We start from the raw sequence: 15375 nt of genomic DNA, 5'->3' as shown, positions 1-15375 counted from the left end.
CATGCGCACTCTCGTTGTGGACCACCCGCTGGTCGCCCATAAGCTCACCGTCCTGCGGGACAAGAACACTCCGTCACCGGTCTTCCGGCAGCTGACGGAAGAGCTGGTGACCCTCCTGGCCTACGAAGCCACCCGTGAGGTCCGCACCCAGCCGGTCACCATCGAGACGCCGGTCAGCACCACAGTGGGCACCGCTTTCACCAAGCCCACGCCTCTGGTGGTTCCCATCCTGCGCGCCGGGCTCGGCATGCTTGAGGGCATGACCAAGCTGGTCCCCACCGCTGAGGTGGGCTTCCTGGGCATGGCCCGCGATGAGGAAACCCTGGACATCATCACCTACGCGGAGCGGCTCCCGGAGGACCTGACGGACCGGCAGATCTTTGTGCTGGATCCCATGCTTGCCACCGGCGGAACACTGCGCGAAGCCATCAAGTTCCTGTTCAAGCGCGGCGCCTCCGACGTCACGTGCATTTGCCTCCTGGCCGCGCCGGAAGGCCTGGCAAAGCTCGAAGAGGAACTGGCCGAGGCCAATGTGACCATCGTGCTGGCCTCCATTGACGAACGGCTCGACGAGAAGTCCTACATCGTTCCCGGGCTGGGCGACGCCGGCGACCGCCTGTACGGCATCGCCGGCTAATTCTGGGCTGCTTCGGATTTCAGGTCTTCCGCTTTTCTGCCGGCGCCGTTAGCCTGTGGCGCATGGACTGGAAACTTGAACTCGTTTTTGTGCCCGTATCCGACGTGGACCGCGCCAAGGATTTCTACGTCAACAAAGTTGGATTCAACCCGGATTTCGACGAGCGGCCCATGGATGGCATCCGCTTCGTCCAGCTGACCCCGCCGGGATCCGCCTGCTCCATTTGTATTGGCGAGGGCCTCAATGACGCCCCTCCGGGTACGGCCCCAAGCCTGCAGATGGTGGTCAGCGACATCCAGGCTGCCCACGACCACCTCAAGGGCAACGGTGTGGAGGTCAGCGACATAGACATCCAGGACTGGGGGCACTTCGTCTATTTCGCCGATCCCGACGGCAACAAGTGGGCGGTGCAGTACATCCCGAGCCGTGACGCCTAAGGGCGTGATGCCTCGGATCGTAACGCCTAAGCCCGTGACACCTAAGCCGGTAACGCCTAAGGCAAAATAGGCAGCATGAACATCCCCACACCTGCCGCCACACGAACACCGGCTACACAAACGCTGACCTGCCGTGCCGTTCTTTTCGATATGGACGGCACACTGGTGGACTCCACGGCAGTGGTCGAAGAGGTCTGGGGAGAATTCGCGGCCCGGTACGGCCTGGACATCGCCGAAATCCTGCGCACTTCGCACGGCGTCCAGGCTGCCGATACCGTGCGCCGGTTCGCGCCGGAGGGAGCCGACGTCGTGGCGCTCACTGCGGAACTCGGCGCGATGGAACGGGTGCGGACTGCCGGTATCGTCGCGTTGCCGGGGGCTGCCCGCCTGCTTCGCAGCCTCCCGGCCCAGGCAGTTGCCCTGGTGACCTCAGCGGACAGGACCCTCGCGGACATCCGCATGCACGCCGCCGGACTGGCCATGCCGGCCACGGCCGTGACGGCGGACCTGGTCACACGGGGCAAGCCGCACCCGGAAGGCTATCTGATGGCCGCCGGTCTGCTGGGCGTCAATTCGGAGGACGCCGTGGTATTCGAGGATGCGCCCGCAGGAATCGCTGCAGGTGTTGCCGCAGGTATCCGTACGGTGGCGGTGGGTCCCAACACGGGCGAGCTGCCGGCAGGCGTGCTGCATGTCGCGGATTACCGTGCCGTGACCGCCTCCGTGGAAACGGACGCCGCGGGACGGCAGCTCATTTCTTTCCGGCTTGACGCCGGCGGATCACTTTCGTGATCCGCCACTTGTGATCCGCCGGCGCGGCGTGCAGCTCAGCGACGCCAACCGCCGGCGCCGCTCAGTCGGCCTAGTACCAGTTGTGCGACAGGTGGAAGTTCAGCGCGCCGCACGGTGACTGGTAGCGCTCCTGGATGTAGTTCAGGCCCCAGTTGATCTGCGTGCGGTAGTTGGTGACGTAGTCCGCGCCGGCGCTCGCCATCTTCTCAGCGGGCAATGACTGGACGATGCCGTACGCGCCGCTGCTGGCGTTGGTGGCCGTGGTGGTCCATTCGGATTCCTTGGTCCACAGCGTCTGCAGGCACTGCATCTGGTCAGCGGACCAGCCGTACGTCGCCAGCTGCCCGGCAGCGTAGGCCTGCGCTCCTGCGGGGTCGTTGACGGCCACAACAGGCGCGGGTGCAGGTTCCGGGGCCGGAGCAGGAGTGGCAGCGGGTTCGGGTGCCGGGGCGGGTGCCGGATCGGCGGCCTGGGGCGCGACGTTGATTTCAGCCGGAGCCGCTTCCGGAGTGGCCGGGGCCTGGATCTCAGCCGCTTCGAAGCTGAGCTTCGACTGGGCGTTCTCTTCTTCGGCGGCCTGGTTGGCGCTGGCCGCAAGCGAGGCCGACTCGGAAGCGTGTGCTGCGGCGCTTACACCGACCAACAGGGCGCACGCGGTGGCGAACACCGCGACGCGCTGGCCCACGGAGGGAATCCGGGCGGCCCTGGAGAGTGGGGACATAGCTGCGCCGAAGCGGGTCTGCTTGCGGTGGCTATTGGACTTGTTGTCGCCCTGCGGGCGCGGTTCTACCTTGAATTCAGACATGATGGATCGCCTCTCACACCTGCGGAGTTAGCTGTCGGGTTCGGATGAGGGCATCCGGCCACACGGCACAATCACGTGTTGGCTTAACCCCAAAGGGCACCTGGTGCCCGGGACGGTGGGTCCCCCGCCTCTGCCTCTGAAAACGGAATCCGGGAAGCGGCAGAGCTTGGCGTCATCCGGATATGCGGCCCAAACGGGAACCACACCATATCGACGGTACCGGAGCTGGCGGCTTAAGTCACATTTAGGTAACGAGAATCACGACGGCGGTGTGTCGCCTTGCTGTGCCCGGGTGTCTGATGATGATGCCAGGATGCCGGTCGGGAAAAGCAGCGCGAACTCTGTCCGCCCGGCCCGCGATGTCACTTCCACGCTCCCGCCGTGGGCCTCCATGATCGACTGGACAATGGACAGGCCCAGGCCGCTGGTGCCTTCGGACGCCCCGGCGCCCGAGGCCGGTGCCGTACCCTTGCGCGCCGCGTCTGCGCGGGCAAACCGGGAGAAAACGTGGTCCACGAATTCCGCAGGGATGCCCCCGCCGTCGTCCGTTACCGTCACCGCTGCGCCGCCATTGGCAGACTTCGTGACAGCGGTGACCACCGTGGTCCCCGGCTGCGTGTGCTTGCGCGCATTGGAGAGCAGGTTGACAAGCACCTGACGCAGTTGGGACGCATCACCCGTGATGGCGAGCGGCTCGTCAGGCAGTTCAAGGCGCCAGTGGTGGTCCGGGGCGATGACCTTCTCGTCACTGACGGTTTCGATCACGAGTTGTGTGAGGTCTACTTCGCTGAGCTTCAGGGGCTGGCCCTCATCGAGCCGGGCAAGTAGGAGCAGATCCTCCACCAGGGTGGTCATGCGTTCGGACTGGCTTTGGACCCGGGCCAGGGATTTCCGGCCGTCCGGCGTGAAGTCCTCGGTCATCCGCATCAGCTCCGTGTACCCGCGGATGGCGGTCAGCGGGGTGCGCAGCTCATGGGAAGCGTCGGCAACGAACTGCCGCACCTTGGTCTCGCTCCGCTGCCGCGCCTCGAGTGCGTTGGCGACGTTGTCCAGCATCAGATTGAGGGCGTGCCCTACGCTGCCCACTTCGGTTCCGGGATTGGAGTTCGACGGCGGGACGCGCACCGCGAGTGCCACCTCGCCCGCGTCCAGCGGGAGCCGGGCCACCCGGGTTGCAACCTCGGAAAGCTGCTCGAGCGGCTTCATGGTGCGCCGGATCAGCACGGTTCCCGCCAGTCCGATCAGCGCCAGGCCGCCCAAGGAGACAAAAACAAAGGTCCACACCAGCGATGCCAGCGTGCTCTCCTTGGCGGCGAGCGGAAGGCCCGTGACAAGGACATCGCCGTAGCCGGTTTGCACGGCCACAATCCGGTAATCCCCGTTGGACAGCGAGCGGTTCACGGGAAGGCCGTTCTGCGCCAGCGCCAGCAGGGTCTGCTTGTCTTCGGCGTCGAGGGGTAGGCGCGTGGTGTCCGAGTCCAGGAAACCGCCGCTGGGGATCTGGCCGTTCAGGATCCGCGCATTCAGCGTTCCCACGCTCTGTCCGCGGGAGTCAAGCGGGTCCGGCCTGCCGTTGAATCCGCCCAGGGGCGGGCGGCCCGGATCGTTCGACCGTTTGGCGGCCTGGCTCAGCTGTTCATCCAGCTGCCCGGTGAGAAAGGAATCCATGGAGGCGTAACTGAACAGCCCCACGGCTCCGCAGATGGCCACCAGCAGGGCCATGGCCAACAGGATCAGCCGTGTGCGCAGATGCCAGGTGTTCGGTTTCAGCAAGCTCCGGGCAGGTGCTGGAGTTAGTCGCGGCGAGGACATGGAAGTGTTACTCGGCCGGCTTGATGACGTAGCCGGCGCCCCGCACGGTATGGATCATGGGTGGGTGCACTGCATCAACTTTCTTGCGCAGGTAGGAGATGTAGAGCTCCACGATGTTGGCCTGGCCGCCGAAGTCATAGTTCCAGACGCGGTCCAGGATCTGGGCCTTGCTGATCACGCGTTTGGGGTTCTCCATGAGGTACCGGAGCAGTTCGAACTGGGTGGCCGTGAGCTGGAGGTTGTCGCCTGCACGGGTCACTTCGCGGGTGTCGATGTTGAGGACAAGATCGCCCACCACAAGTTCGGCAGTGTCCATCGCGGCAACGCCGGAGCGCTGGACCAGGCGGTGCAGTCGCAACAGGACCTCTTCCATGCTGAACGGCTTGGTTACGTAGTCGTCCCCGCCGGCCGCCAGGCCCACGATCCTGTCCTGGACAGCGTCCTTGGCAGTCAGGAAAAGCGCAGGTACCTCGGGCGCGAAGGCGCGGATCCTGCCCAGCAGCTCAACGCCGTCGAACCCTGGCAGCATCACGTCCAGCACCAGGACGTCCGGGCGGAACTCCTTGGCAAGCTTGACGGCCTCCGGGCCGTCCGAAGCCACGGCAACAGACCAGCCGGCCATGCGCAGCCCCATGCTCATGAGCTCGGAAAGGCTGGGTTCGTCGTCAACCACCAGGGCGCGGATGGGGGAGCCGTCCGGGTGGGTCAGTTGGGGAAGGTTGTTGGTCATGGAGTGCGAAGTGGCCATGGGACAACTCTCCGATCATTCGGTTAGCCCGCGCTATGGGGTTCCTGTGCGCACGCTGTGAATCCCAGCCTAGCGAGCTGGATGGGCGATCTGGGTGGCCGGGCGGGACGCCGACAATCCGCACGCGGCCGCCTTCTCCGTTGGACAGGCGGCAAAACCCGGCAGGGAATCTCGGCAAGTCATTGGCCGGTGAATTTCAAGGTCTTGGTATGGCGAAAGGGCGAACATTGTTCGCCGGAGAAGCCCATTTGCGCACCTTTGGCGGACAGCAACTCCTATTTTGCCGCCAAATCAGAATGGTGATCTGTAACACAAATACGCATTTTGTCTCAGTATGCGGAACGTTGCACCCATTGTTACTTGCAAGTTTTCATTGTTACGTTGCACACTTTCAATTGTGAACAAGAACTCAACAGCACCTGCAGCCGCAGAATATTGGCCCAGCACATCCGCTGCTGCCGACATGCGCTGTTGTCGAATGCACGCCTGATCTTCAGACCCCACGAAGTTCTTAGGCATTCGCCCCCAGCCCAGCGTAGGGCGCCATCCCCAGATTTCATTGCGGGGACAACCAGCATTCGAGCCGCGATGACGGCCATTCACATTGAGGTAAGCATTCATGTCAGTTGCATCCGGATACGTCCACATCTCCGTCCGTAACGCAGGCAAGGCCGGCCAGGCTTCCGGCCTCCGCCAGGGGTTCGGTGCCCGACCGGCGTTCGCCCCGGCTGCCCCCGGAGCCAGCTTTCCTGCCCCCGGCTACGCACCCCAGGGCTACAACCCCAGTTCCTACGGCCAGCTCCGCGCCGTCCAGCCTGCCGAAGCCGCGCCGCTGACCGCGCCCACTCCGGTGATCGCGGGACCCAACAATGTCCGCCCGGTCGCAAGTGACACCGTGGCCCGCGGATTTGTCCTTTACATGGGCATCGACGAGGAGACCGCAGCGGCTGCCGGAACCTCCATTGCCAAACTTGCCCAGGAAATCCGCGCTTACGCGCAGTCACTCGTGACCAGTGCCGAAAGCTACGCGGCCGTGGCCGTGGCGCCGGCCGGCACCCCCGGTTCCGCGCTCGACGTCGTCCGTTCCACCTTTGGTGACCCCACCGTGAACGCGCAGAAGCGCACCGAGACTGCCAGGCTGCAGCAGCCCCAGGACCCGCGCCCGTCCGGCGTCCTGATCGATCTTGCCCGCCGCGAAGTCCACCTTGACGGCGAATCCCTGAACCTGACCTTCAAGGAATTCGAACTCCTGAACTACCTGGTGGAAAACGGCACCCGCACGGTTGGCCGCGATGAACTGCTTGAGGGCCTGTGGCGCAACGCCGAGGAAGTCCCCAACGAGCGCACCATCGACGTCCACATCCGCCGCCTCCGCTCCAAGCTGGGCCGCCTCGCCAACACCGTCCGTACCGTCCGCGGCCAGGGCTACCGCTTCTACGAGCACCCCGAAGTGATTGTCTGGGCCGCTCCGGAATACTCGATCTAGTCCTTCAGCGACGCACGAAAGCGGTATTTCGCCGTGCCTTAGACACCTCCTTCGTTCCTCAGTCGGCGATGCGGCACTACGCGAAATGCCGCTTTTGTGCGTCAGGGCTCGCGGGTGTTGGCCTCCACGGCTAAATGTTCGGCGGCGGGGCGACTTACTTGTGTGGGCGTTAGGCTTGGGGGATGAGCGACCACCACATCAAACGCCTGGTGATCATGCGGCACGCCAAGTCCGACTGGCCCGGCGGCGTGGCGGATCATGAGCGGCCGCTGGAGGAACGGGGACACCGCGAGGCGCCCCTGGCCGGCAAGTGGCTGGTCAAACACGGCATCCTTCCGGACTTCATTCTGTGTTCCAGTGCGCTCCGCACCCGCCAGACCTGCACTTGGGTGTGCTCAGAACTGGGGGATAAGGCCCCGACGCCGAAACTTGAGGACGGACTCTACGCCGCCTCTGCGCTGCGGATGCTCGCCGTGGTCAACCACGTGCCTGACACCGTCACCACCCTGATGCTCATCTCGCACATGCCTGGCGTCCAGGACCTCGCCATGCACCTGGCCTCACGCGACTCAAACCACGACGCCTACATGGACGCCGCCACCCGCTACCCCACCAGCGCCCTCACGGTGCTGGAAACGGAAAAATCCTGGGCCGAGCTGGATGGGCAGGACGCCCGGCTGACCAAGTTCAAGGTCCCGCGAGCCCACTGACCCCACGGGATCCGCTGACCCCACGGGACCCGGCGACCTCCCGCAGCAGTCCGGCGACGTGCTGGATGCCCGGGCTGGCCGCCATGGTGCGGCGGTACACGATGCCCACCTGACTGACCTGCGTGGGGTTGACCAGGGGCAGGCCGACGACGTCCGCAGGCAGCGCGGGCCGGCCGAGGCGGGGGACCAGCGCCACCACGGCTCCCTGCTCCACCAGTGCGATGTGGGTTGCGAAGTCTGGATCGTAGACCCTAATGTCCGGCACCCGGCCAAGGTCGGCGAAGATCCTCAGTAGGGCCTCGTTGCAGATGGCTCCGTGCGGCGTGCTGATCCAGCGCTCGTCCACCAGATCCGCCGGTTCCACCTGGCCGCGTCCTGCCAGGAGATGGTCGCGGTGCACCAGGACGTCCGCTACGTCCTCGCACAACCACTCGAGTTTCATGTGCTCCGGTATGACCAGCGGGACGGAGTTCCAGTTGTGGACCACACCCAGGTCCGCCTCCCCGTTGGCCACCCGCGCCACGGCTTCCCGCGGGTCCTCGGCCAGCACGCTGAGGTCCAGGTCCGCTCCGGACGAGGCCAGCCGTCCCAGCAGCGGCCCCACGAGGCCCCTGCAGGCCGTGGAAAAGGCAACAACCTTGAGGTGCCCGGTAGGTTTGGCCGGATCCGCCAACAGGGTGGATTCCAGTTCCTCGAGCTCCGATAGGATGCGCCGGCCGTACGCTGCCAGCGTGAGCCCCCGCTCGGTCAGCAGCACGCCACGGCCGCGGCGCTCCAGGACGGGGAATCCGGTCTGTTTCTCCAGCTTCTTGATCTGCTGGGAGACTGCCGACGGACTGAAGCCAATTACCTCCGACGCCGCTATGACCGAACCGTGCTGTTCAATCGCCGCCAGGGCCCGCAGTGAGCCGATCTCAATCATGAAGCAAACGTACATGATTCGACGCAGAATTCAACGCTGGTGCTTCATCTGCCGGTCTGTAAGAGTGGGACCGTGAATCTCCGACACTCCCTCCTTGCTGCCTTGGTCGCCGTCCTCTGGGGCCTGAACTTCGTGGCCATCGACTTCGGCCTGCATGCGAACGGCCGTGAGGTTCCCCCGCTGCTGTTTGTGGCCATGCGCTTCCTCCTGGTGGTCTTCCCCTGGATCTTCTTCATCAGGAAGCCCGACGTCAGCTGGAAGGCGATCATCGGCGTCGGCGCCTTTATGAGCGCGGGCCAGTTCGGCCTCCTCTACCTGGCCATGGCACTGGGCATGCCGGCAGGCCTCGCCTCCCTGGTCCTCCAGGCGCAGGTGCTGCTCACCGTCCTCCTGGCCGCCGGGTTCCTGCGCGAGCGCCCCAGCCGGAGCCAACTGGCCGGCGTCGTTCTCGGCGTTGCGGGGCTGGCCGTGGTGGCCGTCGGCCGCAGTGCCGTGGCACCGGTGCTCCCGCTCATCATCGTCCTGGGAGCCGCGCTGTCCTGGGCGGCCGGTAACGTCGTTGCGCGGAAGGCCAAGGCCGCCTCCGGGCTGGGGCTGGTGGTCTGGTCCGGCGCAGTGGTGCCCGGGCCCCTCGCGGGACTGTCGCTGCTGGTGGACGGCCCGGATGCGGTGTTCGGCACGCTGGCAGACCTCCAGCCGGCCACGATCCTGAGCGCGCTGTACACGGCCATTTTCGCGTCGCTGGTGGGGTACGGGATCTGGAACCGGCTCCTGGCCAGCTATCCGTCGTCGGCCGTGGTCCCCTTTACGCTGCTGGTTCCCGTGGTGGGCATGAGCGCGGCCTGGCTGGCGTTGGGGGAGGTACCGACGCCGGCGGAACTGGCTGGCGGGTTGCTCCTCCTGGGCGGGGTGGCGACTGCCGTGCTCGCCGGCCGAGGCCGGCAGGTTCTGCGGCTGGGTCAGCGGCGGGGCGCCGGTTTGCCGCCCGTCTTGGTGCCCGGTTTGGGTGCCGGTTTGCGGACCGGGGAGGCGGACGACGACGGCCGCTTGGCTGCCGAGGCTGGCATCCGGGCGGGCGCGCGGGAGCCTGACGCACGCTGACCGGTGGCGGCAGCCCGGGGTGCCGCGCCCCGGGTCGCGGTGGCTCCGGTTGCCGGGCGCCGCGCAGCAGGGCGGCCAGTGCCGGAAGTGGGCCGCCGCTTGGCTGGCGAGGGCCTCCGTTTGGCAGTCCCCAACCGCCTGCCCGCCGGCCAGACTGCGCCAAGGAACAGGACCGCTAGCGTGGCCACCGCTGAGGCCCCACCCCAGTAGAAGTAGTTGTCCGGATCCCCGGTGGGGAGCGGTGTGCCGAAGATCGACGACTGCTCGGCGAAAGCCAGCTCCCAAGTGCTGACGAAGGCAAGGGAGAAGGCAAAGGTGAGGCTGGATCCCACAGCGGTGGCCACCAATACAAAGTGGCGCCCGCGAGCCAGGACCTCCGCCACGGCCGCAACATAGGCCAGCGCAACCAGGCCCAGGAACGTGACCATCACGGCCTCTTCCAGGGTGATGGCGGTGAGCACCAGCATGCCCAACGCGGCGACGGCCGCGATCACGGCGAACTTCCCGCTGTTACCCATGTGGCGCATGTGTCCAATCATCCCTGCTACTTCACGACATAGCCGCGCATGATTGCCATGATTGCTGCAACGCTTTGGTCACGGGTGCGTTCCGGGTTGTAGGTCTGCCGGTCAAGCCCCACCACAAAGCAGGCGCCAAAGATCGCCGTTTCGAGGCTGCCCCGCGAGACCGTTTCGTCCACCGGATAGACGGCAGCCACGTTCTCTATGGCCGCGCCGATGACCGCCAGGAGTTCAGACCGGAGCACCGCGAAAGTGTCCCGCCATTCGCTGGGAGTCCGCCAGTTTTCGCTCACCCACAAACGGGCGAATGACGGGTAATCGTCCATAAAATCCATGGCCTGGCCGATCATTGCCTCCATGGCCACCAATGGATCAGCCCCGGGCTGCCCGGCCTCGCTAAGCAGGCGTGTCTTCAGGATGTCCACGCCGTGCCGCAGCAGCTGCGCGATCAGGTCCGACTTGCTGCCGAAGTTGTAGTAGACAGTGCCCTTGGAGACGCCCGCCGCCGCGGCGATCTCGTCCACAGTGACACCCGCTGCGCCACGCTGGCCGATCAGCTCCATAGACGCGTCGAAGAGCTTCTGCCGGGTGGCATTGGTCCGGGCCGGGCGGAGTTTCTTCTCGGCGGGACCGTGCATGGCGGGATCGTGCCCCACGGGATCATGCACGGCCGGATCATGCACCCCAGGATCGTGCCCAACGGGATCAGGCACTCCAGGACCGTGCACGCCAGGATCGTGCACCCCAGATCCCGGCGCGGGCGGGCTCATACCGTGATCTCCGGTTTGAGCGTTTTGAGGGTCCAGTACTTGTGCTTCCGGACAGCAAACGTGGACATCGCCGCGCCCAGCAACGTGTAGCCGAGCAGCCCCAGGACAGTGGGCACGATCCCGGACAGGTCCGCGCCGTAGATGAGGTGCCGCATGCCCGTGACCACGTAGCCCATGGGCAGGATTTCGTGGACAACATGGAGCGGCTGCGGGGTGGTCTGCCAGGGGAACGTGCCGCCCGAGGACACCAGCTGGAGCACCAGCAGGATCAGCACCACCAGCTTGCCCGGTGACCCCAGCAGCGCCACGATGCCTTGGATGATGGCGCTGAAGGCCATGGCCGCGGCTAGCATAAACAGCCACATCAGCACCGGATGCGCGGGGTTGAGGCCCAGCGCCAGATTCACCACGAGGGTCAGCAGGCTCGCCTGCACCACCGAAACGGCCAGGAACGGAAGCCAGCCGCCGACGGCGATTTTCCAGGCCGGGGCGTTCGACGCCAGGGCCCGCTGGGTGATGGGCCGCATCGCCTGGACCAGCATAAAGATGCCGATCCACAAGGCTAGCGTCAGGAAGAACGGTGCCAGCCCCGCGCCGTAGGAGTCCGCCTTTGCCTGCGAGACGTTGCTGACCGCAACGGGATCGGCAATCACCTCGGAGAGGCTGCTCTTCTGCGAATCGTCCGGGTTGGGCACCTGCCCGGCGCCCTTGGAAATTTCGTCGGTCAGCGTCCGTGAGCCGTCAGCGGCGGTGCCGGCCCCGGCTTCCAGCTGCCCCGCACCGGCGTCGAGGGTTTGCGCCCCTTCCGCGAGGCGTCCGGCGCCGTCGAGCGCAGTCTGCTCTCCGGTGGCCAGCGTGGCCGCCCCGGTGTGGAGCTGGTCGGCGCCACCGGAAGCCTGAACAACGGCGTCCTTCAGCGCGGGGGTGGCCGTGGCCAGCTGGGCTGCGCCGACGCTCACGGCTTCGGAGCCGTCCGCGAGCTTCTGGATCTGGGTGGCGTCGGTCTGGATCCGGGTCTTCGCCGCGGCCACGGGGCTGGAGGCTGCCACCGTATCGAAGTCGGCCAGGATTTTGTCTGCCTGCACCTGGGTGATCACTTCGGAGGCGACCAGGCGGGCATTCGATTCGATCACGCGCGTCCGGAGTCCCTGGTCCGCGGCATCGAGTTGGGTGACTACGTCCTGGACCTTGGTGTTCAGCTGCGCGTTCCCCGCGGCCACCTGTGCCGCGCCGCTGGCCAGGGTCCGGGTGTCCGTGGGCAGGGTGGCGGTCTTGTCCTTCAGGACGGAGAGCCCGCCGCTGAGCTGCCCGGCGCCGTCGGTCAGCTGATTGGCTCCGTCACGCAGTTTCAGCTGCCCGTTGTACAGCTCGCCGGCTCCCGCGCTGAGCTCGCTGGTGCCCGTATGCAGGGTGACCGTCCCGTCGCGGAGGGTGGCCACGCCGTCCGCCAACTGCCCGGCGCCGTCTGCGGCCTTGAGCATCTGGGCGTGGATGGTGCCGAACCCGGTGAGCAGCTGGTTCGCCGTCTCTTCGCCCACTTCCTTGGCCACCGTTGTGTGCACCGCGGTGGTCAGCTTGTCCACGATGGTGCTCAGCAGGTAGTTGTTGGCATCGTTGGTGGTGACATTCAGCATCGCCTGGCTGGCCGAATCGAAGCTGCCGGGTGAGACGAGGTTCGTGGAGAATTCTGCCGGGATTTTCAGTGCAAACGCGTACTTGCCGCTGCTGACCCCTGCGTCGGCCTCGGCCGCCGAGGGGACCGCCTGCCAGTTGAAGACGTTCCCCTCCACCAGACCGTCCGCCACCTTCTTGCCCGCCTGGAGCTCGGTCCCGTCGCTGGACGTGGCGCCGGCGTCTTCAACCACCAGGGCGGCCTCGATCTGGTTCAGATTCCCATAGGGATTCCAGTTGGCGTACAGATACACGGCCCCGTACAGGAGCGGCACCATGATCAGGGCCAGGATGGTCAGCTTCGGCAGCAACCCACCGGTCATCCGCTTGAGTTCGGAACGGGCCAGCCGCAGCACGGTCACTTGGCATCCTCGGTTTCGAGTAAGAGGGATTCGGTTTCTTCGTCTGTGATCGGCGCCGCACCGGGCGCTTCGTCCACGTCCGGGACGGCGTTGCCGATCACTGTGGCCGGTCCGGTCCACCCTGCCGGGAGGGCAGCAACGGTGACGACGACGGCGAGCGGCCGGCCGGCGTCGTACGCCAGCTCCTCAAGCCGCGGGAGCCAGTCCGCAGCGTGGGCACCGTGCCTGTCGGGGGAGTCCACCACCAAAAGGTCCGTGTGCGGGTTGGCGAGGGCCAGGGCCGTCAGCAGTTCAATGCGCCGATCCGGCGCCAGCTGCTCCGTCCACAGGCCCGCGATGTCCTCGAAACTGTTGACTTTGAGCCAGGGCTTGCTCAGCAGCGCGCCCCGGTAGCGGCGGGGGATCAGGGCGAGGTCCTCGGTGACAAGGTCCCGGACACTGAGGTGCTGCTCGGGCTCATTCACGTTGGGGGAATCCACCAGGGCGCTCGCGAGGCGGAGGAATTTGGTGCGTTCGTTGGCGTCCCAGGACATCCGGCCGCCAGTGGGTTTCATACGCCCGCTGATGGTCAGGGCAAGGGCTGTCCGCTGGTCCTGGCGTTCGGCGGTGACGAGGAGGAGCTCACCCCGGCCGACCCGCAGAGAGGTGGGCGGAAGCAAATCGTCGCGCCGGCCCTTCACAAGGAGCTGCTGTACGGAGAGCAAAAATGGCCTTTCGACGGTGTATGTCCACCTCCAGCCTAACTGAACTGACTGGTCAGTTCAAATAGTGCGGGAGGAGAAGGCGCGGGTGGAGTAGACGCGGGTGGAATAGACCAGCGCCTCGCAGGCACTTGGGCCCCTCCTACAAGCCGTACTTCTCCAGGAGCCGCAGCCACACCTCGCTGACCGTGGGAAACGATGGCACCGCATGCCACAGCCGCTCCAGCGGGACCTCGCCCACCACTGCGATGGTGGCCGCGTGCAGCAGTTCGCCCACGTCCGGGCCCGCGAAGGTGGCGCCGAGCAGGACCCGCCGGTCCTCGTCGACCACCAGTTGCGCCCAGCCTTCGTAGTGTTCCGAATGCAGGGACGAACCCGACACTTGGATGGGCAGCTCCACGGACGACACGTTGTAGCCGTCCCGCTTTGCCTGCTCCACCGAGCGCCCAACGGCCGCCAGTTCGGGATCGGTGAACACCACGTTCGGGACAGCATGCTGGTTGGCGGTCTGGGCGTACCGGCTCCAGGCCGCGGGGACGCCGCTGAGCTCGCCCTTGGCTCGGGACGCGATCGCGTCGCCGGTGGCCCTGGCCTCGTATTTGCCCTGGTGCGTGAAGAAGTTTCTTCCTGCGGCGTCGCCAACAGCGTAAAGCCAGGGATTCTCGCCTTCCTCACCCTTCTCGCTCGGGGTACCCGCCGTGCCCGGGACGTCCGGGAGGCCCTGGACTAGTCCAGTGGAGTCGGTGGTGAGCTTCAGCGGCTGCCCGTCCTGCGCCTCGAAACCCAGCCTTTCCAGACCGAGGCCTTCGAGGGCGGGATGCCGGCCTGTTGAAACGAGGACCTTGTCCGCAATGACGGTGGTGCGGCCGTCCGCCGTCGGGTCCTGAAGTGTGAGGGTGAACGTGCCGTCGTCGTTTTCCCTGACACTTTCGGTGGACGTGTTGAGGCGGACCGCCACGCCGTCCGCGCGCAGCCCCGCGACCACAAGCTTGCTGGCCTCTGCGGGGAACGTGCCCAGCAGGCCGCTCCTGGCCACCAGCGTCACGTCCGAGCCCAGGCGTGCGAATGCCTGCGCCAGTTCGCTGCCCGCGACACCCCCGCCGATTACAGCCAGGCGCTCCGGCACCTCGTGGGCCGAGGTGGCTTCGCGTGTGCCCCAGACCTGCAGATCCGCCAACCCGTCGATGGGAGGTGTGGTGGGTGTGGAGCCGGTGGCGAGTACGACGGCGTGACGCGCCTTGAGTTGGTAAGTGTTGCCGTCCAGCCCGGCTACTTCAACGGTGCGCGGCTCGGTGATCCAGCCGTGGCCACGGATCAGCTCAATCCCGGTATTTTCCAACCACTTCACCTGGCTGTCGTCCTGCCAGTTTGCGGTGAAATAGTCCCGGCGCTTCAGGACTGCCGCTGCATCCAGTGTCAGCGTGACGGCTTCCGCTGCGCCGGGTACCGTCTGTGCGCCGTGCAGGGCTGTGCCGGGGCGGAGCAGGGCTTTGGATGGCATGCAGGCCCAATATGAGCATTCGCCGCCCACCAGTTCGGCTTCAACAAGGACAGCCGTCAGGCCGCCCTGGACCACCCGGTCGGCGACGTTTTCCCCCACGGCACCAGCGCCGATCACAATGACATCGAATTCACGTTGCAGCGTTTCAGGCGTCATTCGTCCAGCCTACGCCCGCCTCGTGGGAGGCGGGGAGCGCCGTCGTCGTCAATCAGGTGACTGCAGAACTGCGTAACTTAACGACAAAAGGCCCGTACCGGCGAACCGATACGGGCCTTTCTCTGTGCGCCCAGAGGGATTCGAACCCCCGGCCTTCTGTTCCGTAGACAGACGCTCTATCCAGCTGAGCTATGGGCGCATTTTGTGTTTCGCAGAGTTTCTTGCTCCCCGAACCTCGAATTA

At 66.0% G+C, this 15375-nt stretch carries 15 protein-coding genes, 1 tRNA gene and 1 riboswitch; of the genes, 6 read left to right on the top strand and 10 right to left on the bottom strand.

What is annotated here, in order from left to right; translation table 11 throughout:
* Nucleotide 1 precedes the first annotated feature (1 nt).
* The 3 genes from upp to MUN23_RS05105 all read left to right on the top strand — a co-directional run bounded on the left by upp (nt 2) and on the right by MUN23_RS05105 (nt 1866).
* A complete protein-coding gene (upp, locus tag MUN23_RS05115) occupies nt 2-637 on the top strand; it encodes a uracil phosphoribosyltransferase (protein ID WP_056342624.1) in 636 nt (211 codons plus the stop codon).
* A gap of 62 nt (nt 638-699) precedes the next feature.
* The gene (locus tag MUN23_RS05110) at nt 700-1074 is read left to right on the top strand and encodes a VOC family protein (protein WP_248762562.1); all 375 of its coding nucleotides are present in this window, start codon (nt 700-702) and stop codon (nt 1072-1074) included.
* Between the two features lie 75 nt (nt 1075-1149).
* Entirely contained in the window at nt 1150-1866 is a 717-nt protein-coding gene (locus tag MUN23_RS05105) for an HAD-IA family hydrolase (RefSeq protein WP_248762560.1), read from the top strand.
* Between the two features lie 70 nt (nt 1867-1936).
* Here MUN23_RS05105 and MUN23_RS05100 read toward each other — a convergent pair whose 3' ends face one another.
* The 4 genes from MUN23_RS05100 to MUN23_RS05085 form a co-directional block, all read right to left on the bottom strand.
* Entirely contained in the window at nt 1937-2671 is a 735-nt protein-coding gene (locus tag MUN23_RS05100) for a hypothetical protein (protein WP_248762516.1), read from the bottom strand.
* A 5-nt stretch (nt 2672-2676) separates the two neighbouring features.
* Nucleotides 2677-2853, bottom strand: a riboswitch (cyclic di-AMP (ydaO/yuaA leader).
* A 76-nt stretch (nt 2854-2929) separates the two neighbouring features.
* Nucleotides 2930-4483, bottom strand: coding sequence for a cell wall metabolism sensor histidine kinase WalK (locus MUN23_RS05095; protein WP_248762509.1), 1554 nt, complete (start codon nt 4481-4483; stop codon nt 2930-2932).
* Nucleotides 4484-4490: 7 nt separating this feature from the next.
* Nucleotides 4491-5231, bottom strand: coding sequence for a response regulator transcription factor (locus MUN23_RS05090; protein ID WP_248762502.1), 741 nt, complete (start codon nt 5229-5231; stop codon nt 4491-4493).
* Between the two features lie 291 nt (nt 5232-5522).
* Complete coding sequence (locus MUN23_RS05085) at nt 5523-5852, bottom strand: hypothetical protein (protein ID WP_248762494.1); 330 nt, start codon at nt 5850-5852, stop codon at nt 5523-5525.
* Between MUN23_RS05085 and MUN23_RS05080 the strand changes: the two genes are divergently transcribed.
* Both MUN23_RS05080 and MUN23_RS05075 read left to right on the top strand, forming a co-directional pair.
* On the top strand, nt 5851-6717 hold the full coding sequence (locus MUN23_RS05080) for a winged helix-turn-helix domain-containing protein (protein WP_248762486.1): 867 nt from the start codon (nt 5851-5853) through the stop codon (nt 6715-6717). The genes MUN23_RS05085 and MUN23_RS05080 overlap by 2 nt on opposite strands.
* A 182-nt stretch (nt 6718-6899) precedes the next feature.
* Complete coding sequence (locus tag MUN23_RS05075; protein ID WP_056342603.1) at nt 6900-7427, top strand: histidine phosphatase family protein; 528 nt, start codon at nt 6900-6902, stop codon at nt 7425-7427.
* Here MUN23_RS05075 and MUN23_RS05070 read toward each other — a convergent pair.
* Nucleotides 7405-8349: a LysR family transcriptional regulator gene (locus MUN23_RS05070; RefSeq protein ID WP_248762473.1), complete on the bottom strand. Its 945-nt coding sequence runs from the start codon at nt 8347-8349 to the stop codon at nt 7405-7407. The genes MUN23_RS05075 and MUN23_RS05070 overlap by 23 nt on opposite strands.
* A 72-nt stretch (nt 8350-8421) precedes the next feature.
* On the opposite strand from MUN23_RS05070, the gene MUN23_RS05065 reads away from it, so the two are divergent.
* Nucleotides 8422-9450 carry an EamA family transporter gene (locus MUN23_RS05065; protein WP_248762467.1) on the top strand — a complete coding sequence of 343 codons (1029 nt, stop codon included), beginning with the start codon at nt 8422-8424 and terminating at the stop codon, nt 9448-9450.
* Nucleotides 9451-9994: 544 nt separating this feature from the next.
* On the opposite strand, the gene MUN23_RS05060 is transcribed toward MUN23_RS05065, so the two are convergent.
* The 5 genes from MUN23_RS05060 to MUN23_RS05040 form a co-directional block, all read right to left on the bottom strand.
* Entirely contained in the window at nt 9995-10609 is a 615-nt protein-coding gene (locus tag MUN23_RS05060; protein ID WP_248763996.1) for a TetR/AcrR family transcriptional regulator, read from the bottom strand.
* 128 nt (nt 10610-10737) lie between these two features.
* Nucleotides 10738-12774 (bottom strand): YhgE/Pip family protein, encoded by a 2037-nt coding sequence (locus MUN23_RS05055; RefSeq protein WP_248762461.1) that lies wholly within the window; start codon nt 12772-12774, stop codon nt 10738-10740.
* Nucleotides 12771-13478: an ABC transporter ATP-binding protein gene (locus MUN23_RS05050; protein ID WP_248762459.1), complete on the bottom strand. Its 708-nt coding sequence runs from the start codon at nt 13476-13478 to the stop codon at nt 12771-12773. Before MUN23_RS05050 ends, MUN23_RS05055 begins: the two co-directional genes overlap by 4 nt.
* A gap of 139 nt (nt 13479-13617) precedes the next feature.
* Nucleotides 13618-15132: an NAD(P)/FAD-dependent oxidoreductase gene (locus MUN23_RS05045; protein ID WP_248762451.1), complete on the bottom strand. Its 1515-nt coding sequence runs from the start codon at nt 15130-15132 to the stop codon at nt 13618-13620.
* Nucleotides 15133-15257: 125 nt separating this feature from the next.
* Nucleotides 15258-15331: transfer RNA gene (locus MUN23_RS05040), tRNA-Arg, on the bottom strand.
* Nucleotides 15332-15375: the final 44 nt, after the last annotated feature.

It is taken from the genome of Pseudarthrobacter sp. SSS035 (assembly GCF_023273875.1).
Lineage (GTDB): Bacteria > Actinomycetota > Actinomycetes > Actinomycetales > Micrococcaceae > Arthrobacter.
This window is presented reverse-complemented; position numbering and strand designations above follow the sequence as displayed.

Excerpts from the sequence above, each read along its gene's own strand:
- MUN23_RS05060 (WP_248763996.1), bottom strand. The coding sequence starts at position 10,609 with ATGCACGGTCCCGCCGAGAAGAAACTCCGCCCGGCCCGGACCAATGCC.
- MUN23_RS05090 (WP_248762502.1), bottom strand. The coding sequence starts at position 5,231 with ATGGCCACTTCGCACTCCATGACCAACAACCTTCCCCAACTGACCCAC.
- MUN23_RS05095 (WP_248762509.1), bottom strand. The coding sequence starts at position 4,483 with ATGTCCTCGCCGCGACTAACTCCAGCACCTGCCCGGAGCTTGCTGAAA.
- MUN23_RS05075 (WP_056342603.1), top strand. The coding sequence starts at position 6,900 with ATGAGCGACCACCACATCAAACGCCTGGTGATCATGCGGCACGCCAAG.
- MUN23_RS05085 (WP_248762494.1), bottom strand. The coding sequence starts at position 5,852 with ATGAATGCTTACCTCAATGTGAATGGCCGTCATCGCGGCTCGAATGCT.
- MUN23_RS05080 (WP_248762486.1), top strand. The coding sequence starts at position 5,851 with ATGTCAGTTGCATCCGGATACGTCCACATCTCCGTCCGTAACGCAGGC.
- MUN23_RS05110 (WP_248762562.1), top strand. The coding sequence starts at position 700 with ATGGACTGGAAACTTGAACTCGTTTTTGTGCCCGTATCCGACGTGGAC.
- MUN23_RS05105 (WP_248762560.1), top strand. The coding sequence starts at position 1,150 with ATGAACATCCCCACACCTGCCGCCACACGAACACCGGCTACACAAACG.
- MUN23_RS05070 (WP_248762473.1), bottom strand. The coding sequence starts at position 8,349 with ATGATTGAGATCGGCTCACTGCGGGCCCTGGCGGCGATTGAACAGCAC.
- MUN23_RS05045 (WP_248762451.1), bottom strand. The coding sequence starts at position 15,132 with ATGACGCCTGAAACGCTGCAACGTGAATTCGATGTCATTGTGATCGGC.
- upp (WP_056342624.1), top strand. The coding sequence starts at position 2 with ATGCGCACTCTCGTTGTGGACCACCCGCTGGTCGCCCATAAGCTCACC.
- MUN23_RS05100 (WP_248762516.1), bottom strand. The coding sequence starts at position 2,671 with ATGTCTGAATTCAAGGTAGAACCGCGCCCGCAGGGCGACAACAAGTCC.